The 14,541-nt window shown below is 53.9% G+C and carries 13 protein-coding genes; 10 read left to right on the top strand and 3 right to left on the bottom strand.

All coding sequences use genetic code 11. The annotated features are described in order from the left end of the window. Nucleotides 1–3 precede the first annotated feature (3 nt). Nucleotides 4–1,206 (bottom strand): acetate kinase, encoded by a 1,203-nt coding sequence (gene ackA, locus GNG26_RS15695; protein WP_156239435.1) that lies wholly within the window; start codon nucleotides 1,204–1,206, stop codon nucleotides 4–6. 336 nt (nucleotides 1,207–1,542) lie between these two features. Between ackA and yfbV the strand changes: the two genes are divergently transcribed. The 4 genes from yfbV (at nucleotide 1,543) to GNG26_RS15675 (ending at nucleotide 5,165) form a co-directional block, all read left to right on the top strand. After that, a complete protein-coding gene (gene yfbV, locus GNG26_RS15690; protein WP_103825152.1) occupies nucleotides 1,543–1,998 on the top strand; it encodes a terminus macrodomain insulation protein YfbV in 456 nt (151 codons plus the stop codon). Nucleotides 1,999–2,089: 91 nt separating this feature from the next. Then, entirely contained in the window at nucleotides 2,090–2,584 is a 495-nt protein-coding gene (locus GNG26_RS15685) for a YfbU family protein (RefSeq protein WP_103825151.1), read from the top strand. Nucleotides 2,585–2,595: 11 nt separating this feature from the next. Then, entirely contained in the window at nucleotides 2,596–3,255 is a 660-nt protein-coding gene (locus GNG26_RS15680; RefSeq protein ID WP_156239434.1) for a sugar phosphatase, read from the top strand. Nucleotides 3,256–3,332: 77 nt separating this feature from the next. Further along, nucleotides 3,333–5,165: an SLC13 family permease gene (locus GNG26_RS15675; RefSeq protein ID WP_156239433.1), complete on the top strand. Its 1,833-nt coding sequence runs from the start codon at nucleotides 3,333–3,335 to the stop codon at nucleotides 5,163–5,165. A gap of 75 nt (nucleotides 5,166–5,240) precedes the next feature. On the opposite strand, the gene yfbR is transcribed toward GNG26_RS15675, so the two are convergent. After that, nucleotides 5,241–5,840, bottom strand: a complete 600-nt coding sequence (gene yfbR, locus GNG26_RS15670) for a 5'-deoxynucleotidase (protein WP_103180476.1) — start codon at nucleotides 5,838–5,840, stop codon at nucleotides 5,241–5,243. 93 nt (nucleotides 5,841–5,933) lie between these two features. Next, a complete protein-coding gene (locus tag GNG26_RS15665; RefSeq protein WP_103825148.1) occupies nucleotides 5,934–7,148 on the bottom strand; it encodes a pyridoxal phosphate-dependent aminotransferase in 1,215 nt (404 codons plus the stop codon). Between the two features lie 946 nt (nucleotides 7,149–8,094). Here GNG26_RS15665 and lrhA point away from each other — a divergent pair. The 6 genes from lrhA (at nucleotide 8,095) to nuoF (ending at nucleotide 14,524) form a co-directional block, all read left to right on the top strand. Then, nucleotides 8,095–9,033, top strand: coding sequence for a transcriptional regulator LrhA (lrhA, locus tag GNG26_RS15660; RefSeq protein ID WP_103825147.1), 939 nt, complete (start codon nucleotides 8,095–8,097; stop codon nucleotides 9,031–9,033). 631 nt (nucleotides 9,034–9,664) lie between these two features. Beyond that, nucleotides 9,665–10,105 (top strand): NADH-quinone oxidoreductase subunit NuoA, encoded by a 441-nt coding sequence (gene nuoA, locus GNG26_RS15655; RefSeq protein WP_103825145.1) that lies wholly within the window; start codon nucleotides 9,665–9,667, stop codon nucleotides 10,103–10,105. A 15-nt stretch (nucleotides 10,106–10,120) separates the two neighbouring features. Further along, entirely contained in the window at nucleotides 10,121–10,795 is a 675-nt protein-coding gene (gene nuoB / locus GNG26_RS15650) for an NADH-quinone oxidoreductase subunit NuoB (RefSeq protein ID WP_003861482.1), read from the top strand. 89 nt (nucleotides 10,796–10,884) lie between these two features. Continuing rightward, nucleotides 10,885–12,687: an NADH-quinone oxidoreductase subunit C/D gene (gene nuoC, locus GNG26_RS15645; RefSeq protein WP_103180472.1), complete on the top strand. Its 1,803-nt coding sequence runs from the start codon at nucleotides 10,885–10,887 to the stop codon at nucleotides 12,685–12,687. A 2-nt stretch (nucleotides 12,688–12,689) separates the two neighbouring features. Beyond that, entirely contained in the window at nucleotides 12,690–13,190 is a 501-nt protein-coding gene (gene nuoE / locus GNG26_RS15640; protein ID WP_156239432.1) for an NADH-quinone oxidoreductase subunit NuoE, read from the top strand. Next, nucleotides 13,187–14,524 (top strand): NADH-quinone oxidoreductase subunit NuoF, encoded by a 1,338-nt coding sequence (nuoF, locus tag GNG26_RS15635; protein ID WP_103825143.1) that lies wholly within the window; start codon nucleotides 13,187–13,189, stop codon nucleotides 14,522–14,524. The genes nuoE and nuoF overlap by 4 nt, the downstream gene beginning before the upstream one ends. Nucleotides 14,525–14,541 lie beyond the last annotated feature (17 nt).

The following is a 14,541-nucleotide window of genomic DNA, read 5'->3' as shown; positions in this document are numbered from 1 at the left end:
GAATCAGGCAGTCAGACGGCTCGCGTCTTGCGCGATAACCAGCTCTTCGTTGGTTGGGATAACCATTGCAAGCGTGGTGCCTTCTTTGTTGATGAAGCCAGACTTACCGAAGCGCGCGGCCAGGTTACGTTCATGGTCAACATCAAAGCCCAGCACGCCCAGTTTGCCCAGGGAGAGCTCGCGCACCATTGCTGCGTTCTCACCGATACCACCAGTGAAGACCACGCCGTCCAGACGACCGTCCATCAGTGCAGTGTAAGAACCGATGTACTTGGCCAGACGGTGGCAGTAAACGTCCATTGCACGTTTAGCGTCTTCTTTCTCTGCGTAGTTGTCTTCAACGTAACGGCAGTCGCTGGTCACTTCGGTCAGACCCAGCAGGCCAGACTCTTTGGTCAGCATCTTGTTGATGTCTTCTACGCTCATACCCAGGGTATCGTGCAGGTGGAAGATGATCGCCGGGTCGATATCACCGGAGCGAGTACCCATGACCAGGCCTTCCAGCGGGGTCAGACCCATAGAGGTATCAACACATTTGCCGTTACGGATAGCAGAAACGGAACCGCCGTTGCCCAGGTGGCAAGTGATGATGTTCACTTCTTCTACCGGCTTGTTCAGCATTTTTGCTGCTTCTTGCGTAACGTAGAAGTGGCTGGTGCCGTGTGCGCCATAGCGACGAACGCCGTGCTCTTTGTACAGTTTGTACGGCAGGGCATAGAGGTAAGACTCTTCCGGCATGGTCTGATGGAACGCGGTATCAAATACGGCCACGTTCTTGTCTTTCAGCTGCGGGAAGGCTTTCAGTGCTTCAGCGATACCGATCAGGTGAGCCGGGTTATGCAGCGGTGCAAAAGAGGCTGAGTATTTGATGCCCTGAATAACGCTGTCATCGATGACCACAGATTTGGTGTACTTCTCGCCACCATGAACAATACGGTGACCGATTGCGGTCAGCTGAGCGGACAGTTCCGGTTTTTGTGCCAGGATAGTGTTAACGATAAAGTTCAGCGCTTCGCTGTGAGCGGCGCCTGCACCTAAAGCCGCTTCCTGTTTGCTGCCGTCCATTTTCCACTTCAGACGTGCTTCAGGAAGATGGAAACATTCGGCCAAACCAGAAAGGTACTCTTCACCGTTAAGCGCATCGATGATGGCGAATTTGAGGGAAGAGCTACCGCAGTTCAGAACCAGTACTAACTTACTCGACATGGAAGTACCTATTATTGATACGTGGCTAAAAAAACGTCAGTGAGTCCAGGATCGTAGCGCAAGATATCGCTGACATTTATGATTAACATCATGCCGGAAGGACATTCTGGCATCATGAAAAGAATACATATGATTTTATGCCATTTTGCGCATTTTTCCGGCAATGGCATAATATGCGATAATTTGACGAGTGAACGTTCCTCGTCTAAGGCCTTTGCAGGCCGGCACAGGATACCTGATACTGGGTAGCGCTGACAAAAGTTTTTGAACGTTGTCATGACCAGTTGTGGTTTTGCACGATTTTTTTAATCTTTATATGTGAAGTTGAGGTAAGCCATGTCGACACCCGAGCATCCATCCGTGAGCTTTTTTAGCCTTTTTCGCCGGGGGCAGCACTATGCAAAGACGTGGCCTCTGGAAAAGCGTCTGGCGCCCGTCTTTATTGAAAACCGCGTGATCCGCGCCACTCGTCACGCTATTCGCCTGATGCCGCCTCTCGCGGTCTTTACCCTGTGCTGGCAGATTGCGCTGGGCGGGCAGCTTGGCCCTGCCGTTGCTACCGCGCTGTTTGCCCTGAGCCTGCCGATGCAGGGGCTGTGGTGGCTTGGTAAACGCTCGGTCACACCGCTGCCGCCATCCGTGTTGTCCTGGTTCTATGAAGTACGCGGCAAATTGCAGGATGCCGGTCAGGCGCTCGCGCCGGTAGAGGGGAAACCCGATTATCAGGCGCTGGCTGATACGCTGAAGCGGGCATTCAAGCAACTTGATAAAACATTCCTTGATGACTTGTGATTGATCATCGAAACGATGACCAAAAGAAGGCACAGTAACCCACCGTTACCGTGTCTTTTTTAAAGCTGCCATGCGCAACAGGAGTCGAAAGATGGAAATGACCCACGCTCAACGTCTGATTTTGTCCAATCAGTACAAAATGATGACTATGCTTGATCCCGACAACGCAGAGCGCTATCGCCGCTTGCAGACTATCGTCGAACGTGGCTTTGGTTTACAGATGCGCGAGCTGGATCGCGACTTTGGCGAACTGAAAGAAGAGACCTGCCGCCAGGTCATCGACATCATGGAGATGTACCACGCCCTGCATGTCTCCTGGACCAACCTGAAAGATGCTCAGACCATCGATGAACGTCGTGTCACCTTCCTGGGTTTTGATGCGGCCACTGAATCCCGTTACCTGAGCTATGTCCGCTTTATGGTCAATGTCGAAGGTCGCTATACCCATTTCGATGCCGGTACCCATGGCTTTAATGCCCAGACCCCGATGTGGGAAAAATATCAGCGCATGCTCAGCGTGTGGCACGCTTGCCCGCGCCAGTACCACCTGAGCAGCAACGAGATCCAACAAATTATTAATGCCTGACGGAGGTAGATGTGCAGTGTAAAGGTTTTCTGTTTGATCTGGACGGTACGCTGGTCGATTCGCTACCGGTTGTAGAACGCTCCTGGTGCCGTTGGGCCGACAGGCATGGCATTGACCATAAGGACGTACTGAATTTTATCCATGGCAAACAGGCCATAACCTCTTTACGGCACTTTCTCCAGGGAAAAAGTGAAGCGGAAATTCAGGCGGAGTTCACCTGGCTTGAGCAGGTCGAGGCTACCGATACCGACGGTATTACCGCGCTGCCGGGGGCACAGGCGCTGCTCACCCATCTGAATGAAGCGGCAATCCCCTGGGCTATCGTCACCTCCGGTTCGGTTCCTGTAGCCCATGCGCGCCATAAAGCGGCAGGCCTGCCGCTGCCGGAAGTCTTTATCACCGCGGAGCGGGTCAAGCGCGGCAAGCCAGAGCCCGATGCCTTTTTACTGGGCGCGGAGCTGCTGGGGCTGGCGCCTGAAGAGTGTGTGGTGGTAGAAGATGCCGCAGCCGGCGTGCTGGCGGGCCTCAATGCCGGAAGCTACGTCATTGCCGTCAATGTCCCCGCTAACTCGCCGCGTCTGGATGAGGCGGATTTTGTGCTCACCACGCTGGAGGCACTCGCCGTCAGCCGTGAGCCCGACGGGAATGTAACAGTCACCCGGAAAATGTAATCACATGATTTAGCCCCACATTGTTGGGGCTTTTTTATGGCACTATCTGATGCACTCTTTTCTGACAAGGATCTGTTGTGAACGGTGAACTTATCTGGGTGTTAAGCCTGCTTCTTATCGCCATTATTCTTTTTGCAACCGGCAAAATCCGCATGGATGCCGTGGCGCTGCTGGTGATCGTCGCTTTTGTGCTGAGCGGCACCTTAACCCTCCCGGAAGCCTTTTCCGGCTTTAGCGATCCCAACGTGATTCTGATTGCCGCCCTGTTTATTATCGGCGACGGCCTGGTGCGGACCGGCGTGGCAACCAGTATGGGCTCGTGGCTGGTGAGCGTGGCGGGCAACAGCGAGACCAAAATGCTGGTCTTTTTGATGCTCACCGTGGCTGGACTCGGGGCCTTTATGAGCTCCACCGGGGTGGTGGCTATCTTCATACCGGTGGTGTTGAGCGTCTCCATGCGCATGCAGATTTCGCCGTCGCGCCTGATGATGCCGCTGAGTTTTGCCGGGCTTATCAGCGGCATGATGACGCTGGTGGCGACTCCGCCGAACCTGGTGGTGAATAGTGAACTGCTGCGTGAAGGCCTGGACGGTTTCGACTTCTTCAGCGTGACGCCGCTGGGGCTGGTTGTCCTGGTGATAGGCATTGTCTATATGCTGTTAACCCGCTTTGCCCTGAAAAGCGAAAAGCAGGATAAAACCCGCGACGGCTGGAAGCGCCGCACGTTTCGCGATCTGATCAAAGAGTATCGTCTTACCGGGCGGGCGCGCCGTCTGGCGATCCGCCCCGGTTCACCGCTGATTGGGCAACGTCTGGATGATTTGAAACTCCGCGAACGCTACGGGGCCAACGTCATCGGCGTGGAGCGCTGGCGCCGTTTTCGTCGGGTTATCGTTAACGTAAATGGTGTATCGGAGTTTCGCGCCCGGGATGTGTTGCTCATTGATATGTCTTCGGCAGAGGTCGATCTGCGCGAATTTTGCAGCGAGCAGCTGCTGGAGCCGATGGTCCTGCGCGGGGAGTACTTCTCCGATCAGGCGCTGGATGTGGGGATGGCCGAGGTCTCGCTGATCCCTGAGTCGGAGCTGCTCGGCAAAACCATTCGTGAAATCGGCTTTCGTACCCGGTACGGTCTGAACGTGGTGGGGTTAAAGCGCGACGGCGAGGCGATGGATGGCTCGGTGGTGGATGAGCCTCTGGAGCTGGGGGACATCTTCCTGGTCGTGGGTAACTGGAAGCTGATTACCCAGCTGGGGCAGAGAGGGCGAGACTTTGTGGTGCTCAACCTGCCTGTTGAGGTCAGCGATGCATCCCCGGCCCACAGCCAGGCACCGCACGCCATTTTTTGTCTGGTGCTGATGGTCGCCCTGATGCTGACCGACGAAATCCCTAATCCGGTGGCGGCGATCATCGCCTGTCTGCTGATGGGGAAATTCCGCTGTATCGACGCTGAAAGCGCTTACAAAGCGATTCACTGGCCGAGCATTATTTTGATTGTTGGCATGATGCCCTTTGCGCTGGCGCTGCAAAAAACCGGTGGTGTCGATTTAGTGGTGAAAGGTCTGATGGAGTTGGGCGGCGGCTATGGCCCTTACATGATGCTGATGTGCCTGTTTGTTATGTGCGCCACGATCGGGCTGTTTATCTCCAACACCGCAACTGCCGTGCTGATGGCGCCTATTGCGCTGGCGATGGCGAAATCGATGGGAGTCTCGCCTTATCCGTTTGCCATGATGGTGGCGATGGCCGCTTCCGCGGCGTTTATGACGCCGGTGTCGTCACCGGTTAACACCCTGGTGCTGGGGCCGGGAAGATACAGCTTCAGCGACTTCGTGAAGCTCGGCGTGCCCTTCACGATCCTGGTGATGGTGGTGTGCGTAGTGATGATCCCGGTGTTGTTCCCGTTCTGACAGTTTTGCCCGGCGGCGCTACGCTTGCTGCCTGGAAACCGTAGGCCCGGCAAGCGAAGCGCCGCCGGGCATAACTCACAACGGCGAATCCTGACTGATCTCATCCAGCGACAGCTGGAAGCTCGGGACAAACACCTCCATGAAGTAGTCCATCTCCTCGCTACGGCGCGCTTCGAGCGTCTTCTCCAGACGCGTTTTCGCCAGTAAAAACTCGTGATTGCCGGCAGAGAGCTCTTCCAGACACTTCAGGTAGGCGCAGAGCGCATCGGCCTGCTTCACAATGAAGTGCTCCTCTTCGCTGTAGCTCTGCTCGTCTATTAACGGGGCAAAGATATCGCGAAGCTCGTCCGGCACCATGTCGACCAGCTTCTGCTGGGCGATTTTTTCAATCGCCTTGTACTCCTGGGCGATTTGCGAGTTGAAGTATTTCACTGGCGTGGGCAGATCGCCCGTCAGCACTTCTGAAGCATCGTGGTACATCGCCAGCAGTGCGATACGTTCGGCGTTTAGCTGACCATTGAACTTACGGTTTTTGATGGCGGCCAGCGCGTGGGCGACCATCGCCACCTGCAGGCTGTGTTCGGAAACGTTCTCGGTGCGCACATTGCGCATCAGCGGCCAGCGGTTGATCAGTTTCAGGCGGGAAAGATGGGCGAAGAAATGACTCTGACTCATAAGTTACCTTAAATCTGCACAGCGACAGGTTTCATTGTGAGGGGAGGGGCGGTGAGATGCAAATCGGGCTGCCAGTGGCAGCCCGAGAGTTGTTTACTGATGGTATCCGCCGAGGAAGCGTCCAAACCGGGTGATGGCCATTTCCAGCTCATCTTCACGCGGCAGCGTTACGATACGCACATGGTCCGGCCACGGCCAGTTAAACGCCGTTCCCTGTACCAGCAACACTTTTTCCTGCAGCAGGAAGTCGAGCACCATTTTCTGATCGTCAAAGATGTTGAAGCGTTTGATATCGATTTTCGGGAACATATAGAGGGCGCCGTTTGGCTTCACGCAGGAGACGCCCGGAATATCGTTGATCAGCTCCCACGCGCGTTGACGCTGCTCATACAGACGCCCGCCCGGCACGATAAATTCGCTGATGCTCTGATAGCCACCCAGCGCCGTCTGGATCGCATGCTGCGCAGGAACGTTGGCGCACAGACGCATGGAGGCCAGCATCTCCAGCCCTTCGATATAGCCTCTCGCGTGTTTCTTCGGCCCGTTCAGCACCATCCAGCCCTGACGGAAACCCGCAACACGATAGGTCTTTGACAGGCCGTTAAAGGTGACGGTCAGCAGATCCGGCGCCAGCGCGGCAATAGAGTGGTGCTGCGCTGCGTCATACAGAATTTTGTCGTAGATCTCATCCGCGAAAATGATCAGGTTATGCTGGCGGGCCAGCTCGACGATCTCCAGCAGCAGCTCTTTGGAATAGACGGCGCCGGTGGGGTTGTTCGGGTTGATGATGACGATGCCGCGGGTGCGCGGCGTAATTTTGGCACGAATATCATCCAGATCCGGGAACCAGTCAGCCGATTCGTCACACAGGTAGTGCACCGCTTTACCGCTGGAAAGGGAGACCGCTGCGGTCCAGAGCGGGTAGTCCGGAGCCGGAACCAGCATTTCGTCACCGCTGTTCAGCAGGGCCTGCATCGCCTGGACAATCAGCTCGGAAACACCGTTACCAATATAGATATCTTCTACAGTCACATCGCGCATACCCTGCGCCTGATAGTGCTGCATGATGGCTTTACGCGCAGAGTAAAGACCTTTGGAGTCGCTGTAGCCTTGCGCCGTCGGCAGGTTGCGAATCACATCAACCAGAATTTCATCCGGTGCATCAAAACCAAATGGCGCCGGGTTGCCGATATTGAGCTTAAGTACTTTATTACCTTCTTCTTCGAGACGCTTTGCCTCTTTAAGAACCGGGCCACGAATGTCATAACAAACGTTATCTAACTTGCTGGATTTTTCGATGGGTGACATGAATCTTTGACCTTTTCACTGTTATTGCGACGTCCTGCCGTGGAGTCAGCACGAAACAATGTACTCCTCGAACGCCCGATTTTGAAGCGTTGGCAGAAGAAGATTTTGTGCATTGCTGACGGTTTGCTCTGAATCTTTTAACTATTTTTAAAGGGGTTAATCACTTTATTGTGTGTATTTTGGGATGTTACTGGTGTTTTGTCCTGTTGCGGGTCTTTTAATATGGATTTTACGCTGTAAAAAAGGCGTGAATTGAGCGGCTTACGCTGGCGGTGCTACAGTTTACTGTAGTGATTTTTCGTAAAAGCTGAATGAAACTCACTGCTATTCGCTTTCCTGCCTTTTTATATTAACGTTGCTCATGTGAAATTAATGTTAAGCATTATTAATCATTAAGTCCGGTTTCAATTATTGTTTATTTCTAAATAAAGACGAAATCGCAACTTTCGTTAATATAAATAAAATTAGTTTAGCTAGTTACCATTCAGGTTAAATCAAAGGATTTGCAATAAGGCTTATAAAGAAAAAGGTTTTAGGGTAAGATGTATGCCGGGTTTAGCGATGAAAGATAACAGGTCACAGCAGGCCTTGATGCCTGGACCTTTAATAGTTTATTGTAATTGCTAGAATTATCTCTGCCTTGAGAAGTTAAGCGATACCATTGCCGCTCAACCTGTACTGCGATAAAGTTGACGTTGGATATGCATCTTCTTTAATCGAATTTACATCATCCGGCAAATACCTATATATCTCGAACGATTTTGAGAATAAAAATAACGTCAGATAAGTTGTTTCTGACCACTGATATAACCAGCACAATTACATTATGCAGGCCCCTGCCAGACCGGGACGTCAGCGGATTTCGTTCAGAAGGAACTGTATTACTTTTACGCACACAGCTTAAACCCGGGGCAGCTCCGTACGAGCAACCTGTAAGTGAAAAGATATGATTAATGCAAATCGTCCGATACTGAATCTCGACCTCGATCTGCTGAGAACCTTTGTGGCGGTCGCCGATCTGAACACCTTTGCTGCTGCGGCGGCGGCAGTTTGCCGTACCCAGTCCGCAGTGAGCCAACAAATGCAACGACTGGAACAACTGGTCGGTAAAGAGCTTTTTGCCCGTCATGGCCGCAATAAGCTGTTAACGGAGCATGGTATTCAGCTCCTGGGTTACGCCAGAAAAATTCTGCGCTTCAATGATGAAGCATGTTCATCATTAATGTTTAGCAACCTGCAGGGTGTCTTAACATTAGGCGCCTCTGATGAGTCGGCCGACACCATTCTGCCGTTCCTGCTCAACCGCATCAGTTCGGTTTACCCGAAACTTGCTCTTGATGTCAGAGTGAAACGCAACGCCTTTATGGTTGATATGTTGCAGGAGCAGGAGGTCGATCTGGTGGTCACCACCCATCGTACCAGCCAGTTCGAATGTCTGACGCTACGCACCTCGCCGACACACTGGTACTGCGCCGCCGAGTTCACGTTGCAGCGCGGCGAGCCGGTGCCGTTAGTCCTGCTGGACGATCCCAGCCCGTTCCGCGACGTTGTGCTGGCTACGCTCAACGCCGCCAATGTGCCATGGCGACTGGCCTACGTTGCCTCCACGCTGCCTGCGATCCGCGCCGCGGTAAAAGCAGGGCTCGGCGTAACGGCTCGTCCGGTTGAGATGATGAGTCCTGATTTGCGTGTGTTAGGTAAAGCGGATGGATTGCCCGCGCTGCCGGATACGGAATATCTGTTGTGCCATAATCCGGCCAGTAACAACGAGCTTGCGCAGACCATCTTTAGCGCCATGGATGATTACCATAACCCCTGGCAGTACAATACTGTTACTCAACAAGGAGGGGATGACTCGGTAATCATTGAAAGCGATTTCGAGTAAACGAATCCCTAATAATCTGATAACAATTCGCTCAGACGATGACGAACCACTGCCGCTGCCTCTGCGCACAGTGGTTCTTTTTTTGCTTGGGATCCAGAGGGATTTGACTTAAGTCATTGCCAATTTTCTGTTTTATCAATCTGATAGATATCCTGCCTTTCTCTAAAATCCCGCTATACTTGTTCTTTCTAATGTCAATGGGCATGTTAAAAAAGCAGCAAAGATGTTGCCGTTTTTTTGATTGAATTAACAAAAGCGTGTCACAGATCAAGAAAATACTCCTCTTTGGGGGGAGGAATCGACGGCAATTCCTGTCAAAATAGGCGGGTAATCTTTGTATTAGTACATTACGGACACGATTCAACACCCCCACGCAGGTACGCGCCTCACATTTAATGAGGGTAAAGGGCATTAAATGTTAATGAAGTTCGATCAATGTAATTTAATGTGAAGAAACTTTTGTTAAAGTTGACAAAAGGTTATAGAAAGGAGTAAAAAACCACATCATTTTGCTGTCTATGTCTCATTTTCGACAGTTAGTGTACGGTTATTTGTTCCTCCCCATGAATCGATGTGATGCCCATCTGCCAGTAAGAGCAGTGTTCCAGGTATCACTTTTGATGAGTAAGCAATGAGTATGTCAACATCCACAGAAGTCATCGCTCATCACTGGGCATTCGCAATCTTTCTTATCGTTGCCATTGGCCTGTGCTGCCTGATGCTAGTCGGCGGCTGGTTCCTGGGCGGTCGCGCCCGCGCAAGGCACAAAAACACGCCATTCGAATCGGGTATCGATTCGGTAGGTACCGCGCGTTTACGCCTGTCTGCCAAGTTCTATCTGGTAGCCATGTTCTTCGTCATTTTCGACGTGGAAGCGCTTTACCTGTTCGCATGGTCGACCTCCATTCGTGAGAGTGGCTGGGTAGGCTTTGTCGAGGCCGCAATTTTCATTTTAGTGTTACTGGCCGGTCTGGTTTATCTGGTGCGTATTGGCGCGCTGGACTGGACACCTGCACGTTCACGCCGTGAACGTATCAACCCGGAAAACAGTATCCCTAATCGTCAGCAGTAACAGCGAGGCAATAAGATGGATTATACGCTCACCCGCATAGATCCTAACGGTGAGAATGACCGTTACCCCCTGCAAAAGCAGGAGATCGTAACCGACCCCCTGGAGCAAGAAGTCAACAAAAGCGTGTACATGGGCAAGCTCGAGCATGCCATGCACGATATGGTCAACTGGGGTCGTAAGAACTCCATCTGGCCATACAACTTTGGCCTTTCTTGCTGCTACGTTGAAATGGTGACGTCATTCACTGCGGTGCATGACGTTGCGCGTTTTGGTGCAGAAGTACTGCGTGCATCTCCGCGTCAGGCTGACCTGATGGTGGTAGCGGGCACCTGCTTTACCAAAATGGCGCCGGTCATTCAGCGTCTGTACGACCAGATGCTCGAGCCGAAATGGGTTATCTCCATGGGCGCTTGTGCCAACTCTGGCGGCATGTACGACATCTATTCCGTCGTACAAGGTGTAGATAAGTTTATCCCGGTTGACGTGTATATCCCGGGCTGCCCACCGCGTCCGGAAGCCTACATGCAGGCGCTGATGCTGTTGCAGGAGTCGATTGGCAAAGAACGCCGTCCGCTCTCCTGGGTTGTGGGTGACCAGGGCGTGTACCGCGCTAACATGCAGTCTGAGCGCGAGCGTAAACGCGGTGAACGTATCGCAGTGACCAATCTGCGGACACCAGACGAAATTTAATTTGCGCCTGTGGGCATGGAGATAACCTTCGCATATCACTATTCAAATAGCGCGAAGCCACGCCCGACAGTCACCACGGACCTTTTGCAATGGTGAACACTATGACCGACTTAACCGCGCAAGACGCCGCCTGGCAAACACGGGATCATCTGGATGACCCGGTCATCGGCGAACTGCGCAACCGTTTTGGGCCGGATGCCTTTACTGTTCAGGCCACCCGCACCGGGGTACCCGTTGTTTGGGTGAAGCGTGAGCAGTTACTGGAAGTGGTTGATTTCCTCAAGAAATTGCCTAAACCTTACGTCATGCTGTTTGACTTACACGGCATGGACGAACGTCTGCGTACTCACCGCCAGGGTTTACCCGCGGCGGATTTTTCCGTTTTCTACCACCTGATCTCAATAGACCGCAACACGGATATCATGCTCAAGGTGGCATTGTCTGAAAACGACATGCATCTGCCGACGATCACCAAACTCTTCCCAAACGCTAACTGGTATGAGCGTGAAACCTGGGAAATGTTTGGCATGACCTTCGATGGCCACCCGCATCTGACGCGTATTATGATGCCGCAGACCTGGACCGGCCACCCGCTGCGTAAAGACTACCCGGCGCGCGCCACCGAATTCGATCCGTTTGAGTTGACCAAAGCCAAGCAGGATCTGGAGATGGAAGCGCTGACCTTCAAGCCGGAAGACTGGGGCATGAAGCGCAGCACCGACAACGAGGACTTCATGTTCCTCAACCTCGGTCCAAACCACCCGTCTGCGCACGGTGCGTTCCGTATTATTCTGCAGCTTGATGGTGAAGAGATCGTCGACTGCGTGCCAGACATCGGCTACCACCACCGTGGCGCTGAGAAGATGGGTGAGCGTCAATCCTGGCACAGCTACATTCCGTACACCGACCGTATCGAGTACCTCGGCGGCTGCGTGAACGAAATGCCGTACGTGCTGGCCGTTGAGAAACTGGCAGGCATCACCGTGCCGGATCGCGTTAACGTGATTCGCGTCATGCTGTCTGAACTGTTCCGTATCAACAGCCACCTGCTCTACATCTCCACCTTCATTCAGGACGTCGGCGCGATGACCCCGGTCTTCTTCGCCTTTACCGACCGTCAGAAGATTTACGATCTGGTGGAAGCGATCACCGGTTTCCGTATGCACCCGGCCTGGTTCCGAATTGGCGGCGTCGCGCATGACCTGCCGCGCGGCTGGGATCGTCTGCTGCGTGAGTTCCTCGACTGGATGCCGAAGCGTCTGGCCTCTTACGAGAAAGCCGCGCTGCGCAACTCCATCCTGAAGGGCCGTTCCCAGGGCGTTGCTGCCTACGGTGCGAAAGAGGCGCTGGAGTGGGGCACCACCGGCGCTGGCCTGCGCGCCACCGGTATCGATTTCGACGTGCGTAAAGCGCGTCCTTACTCTGGCTATGAAAACTTCGACTTTGAAGTGCCGCTGGGCGGTGGTGTTTCCGACTGCTATACCCGCGTGATGCTGAAAGTGGAAGAGCTGCGCCAGAGCCTGCGCATCCTTGAGCAGTGCCTCAACAACATGCCGGAAGGCCCGTTCAAGGCGGATCACCCGCTGACCACGCCGCCACCGAAAGAGCGCACGCTGCAGCATATCGAAACCCTGATCACGCACTTCCTGCAGGTTTCCTGGGGTCCGGTCATGCCGGCGCAGGAATCCTTCCAGATGATCGAAGCGACCAAGGGTATCAACAGTTACTACCTGACCAGCGACGGCAGCACCATGAGCTACCGTACCCGTGTACGTACGCCAAGCTTCCCGCACCTGCAGCAGATCCCGTCAGCCATTCGCGGCAGTCTGGTCTCTGACCTGATTGTGTATCTGGGTAGTATCGATTTTGTTATGTCAGATGTGGACCGCTAATTATGCACGAGAATCAACAACCACAAACCGAGGCTTTTGAGCTGAGTGAAGCAGAGCGTGCCGCCATTGAGCACGAGATGCACCACTACGAAGACCCGCGTGCGGCGTCCATTGAAGCGCTGAAAATCGTACAGAAACAGCGTGGTTGGGTGCCGGATGGCGCGATCTATGAGATCGCAAAAGTGCTGGGTATTTCGGCGAGTGACGTCGAAGGCGTGGCTACGTTCTACAGCCAGATCTTCCGTCAGCCGGTAGGCCGTCACGTGATCCGCTACTGCGACAGCGTGGTATGCCATATCACTGGTTATCAGGGCATTCAGGCTGCGATTGAGAAGAAGCTCAATATCAAGCCGGGCCAGACCACCTTTGACGGTCGTTTTACCCTGCTGCCAACCTGCTGCCTGGGTAACTGCGACAAGGGGCCGACCATGATGATTGATGAGGACACTCACAGTTATCTGACGCCGGAAGCCATTCCTGACCTGCTGGAGCAGTACAAATGAAAACTGTAATTCGTACTGCTGAGACGCATCCGCTGACCTGGCGTCTGCGTGATGACAAACAGCCGGTATGGCTCGAAGAGTACCAGAGCAAAAACGGCTATGCCGGGGCACGTAAAGCCCTCTCCGGCATGGCGCCGGATGAGATCGTTAACGCGGTTAAAGACGCTGGCCTGAAAGGGCGCGGCGGCGCAGGCTTTTCCACCGGTCTGAAGTGGAGCCTGATGCCAAAAGACGAATCCATGAACATTCGTTACCTGCTGTGTAACGCCGATGAGATGGAGCCGGGCACCTATAAAGACCGCCTGCTGATGGAGCAGCTGCCGCACCTGCTGGTGGAAGGTATGCTGATCTCCGCCTTCGCCCTGAAAGCCTATCGCGGCTACATCTTCCTGCGCGGGGAGTACATCGAAGCGGCAGAGAACCTGCGTCGCGCGATTGCCGAAGCCACCGAAGCGGGCCTGCTGGGCAAAAATATTCTTGGCACCGGTTTCGACTTTGAACTGTTCGTGCACACCGGGGCCGGGCGTTATATCTGCGGGGAAGAGACCGCGCTGATTAACTCCCTGGAAGGCCGTCGCGCCAACCCGCGTTCTAAGCCGCCATTCCCGGCCAGCTCCGGCGTATGGGGTAAACCGACCTGCGTAAATAACGTCGAAACCCTGTGTAACGTCCCGGCGATCCTCGCCAACGGCGTGGAGTGGTATCAGGGCATCTCTAAAAGTAAGGATGCCGGTACCAAGCTGATGGGCTTCTCCGGCCGCGTGAAAAATCCTGGCGTCTGGGAACTGCCGTTCGGTACCACCGCACGTGAGATTCTGGAAGATTACGCCGGCGGCATGCGCGATGGTCTGAAATTCAAAGCCTGGCAGCCGGGTGGGGCAGGGACTGACTTCCTGACCGAAGCCCACCTCGACCTGCCGATGGAATTCGAAAGCATTGGTAAAGCAGGCAGCCGTCTGGGTACGGCGCTGGCGATGGCCGTCGACCACGAGATCGGCATGGTGTCGCTGGTGCGTAACCTGGAAGAGTTCTTCGCCCGCGAGTCCTGCGGCTGGTGTACACCGTGCCGTGATGGCCTGCCGTGGAGCGTGAAGATCCTGCGTGCTATTGAGCGTGGCGAAGGCCAGCCTGGCGATATCGAGACACTTGAGCAACTGTGTCGATTCCTGGGCCCAGGTAAAACCTTCTGTGCGCATGCGCCAGGTGCGGTTGAGCCGCTGCAGAGCGCGATTAAATATTTCCGCGACGAATTCGAAGCAGGCATCAAGCAGCCGTTCAGCAATACCCATTCAATCAATGGGATTCAGCCGAACCTGCTGAAAGCGCGCTGGTAAAAACAGAATTTTGATTA

It is taken from the genome of Leclercia sp. J807, assembly GCF_009734465.1.
GTDB lineage: Bacteria > Pseudomonadota > Gammaproteobacteria > Enterobacterales > Enterobacteriaceae > Enterobacter.
Note: the sequence above shows the minus strand (reverse complement) of the source record. Positions and strands in the feature narration are given on the sequence as shown.

What these genes read in the sequence shown, in the direction of transcription:
- ackA (WP_156239435.1), bottom strand. Translation starts at nt 1,206, where the DNA reads ATGTCGAGTAAGTTAGTACTGGTTCTGAACTGCGGTAGCTCTTCCCTC.
- yfbV (WP_103825152.1), top strand. Translation starts at nt 1,543, where the DNA reads ATGTCGACACCCGAGCATCCATCCGTGAGCTTTTTTAGCCTTTTTCGC.
- GNG26_RS15685 (WP_103825151.1), top strand. Translation starts at nt 2,090, where the DNA reads ATGGAAATGACCCACGCTCAACGTCTGATTTTGTCCAATCAGTACAAA.
- yfbR (WP_103180476.1), bottom strand. Translation starts at nt 5,840, where the DNA reads ATGAGTCAGAGTCATTTCTTCGCCCATCTTTCCCGCCTGAAACTGATC.
- GNG26_RS15665 (WP_103825148.1), bottom strand. Translation starts at nt 7,148, where the DNA reads ATGTCACCCATCGAAAAATCCAGCAAGTTAGATAACGTTTGTTATGAC.
- lrhA (WP_103825147.1), top strand. Translation starts at nt 8,095, where the DNA reads ATGATTAATGCAAATCGTCCGATACTGAATCTCGACCTCGATCTGCTG.
- nuoA (WP_103825145.1), top strand. Translation starts at nt 9,665, where the DNA reads ATGAGTATGTCAACATCCACAGAAGTCATCGCTCATCACTGGGCATTC.
- nuoB (WP_003861482.1), top strand. Translation starts at nt 10,121, where the DNA reads ATGGATTATACGCTCACCCGCATAGATCCTAACGGTGAGAATGACCGT.
- nuoC (WP_103180472.1), top strand. Translation starts at nt 10,885, where the DNA reads ATGGTGAACACTATGACCGACTTAACCGCGCAAGACGCCGCCTGGCAA.
- nuoE (WP_156239432.1), top strand. Translation starts at nt 12,690, where the DNA reads ATGCACGAGAATCAACAACCACAAACCGAGGCTTTTGAGCTGAGTGAA.
- nuoF (WP_103825143.1), top strand. Translation starts at nt 13,187, where the DNA reads ATGAAAACTGTAATTCGTACTGCTGAGACGCATCCGCTGACCTGGCGT.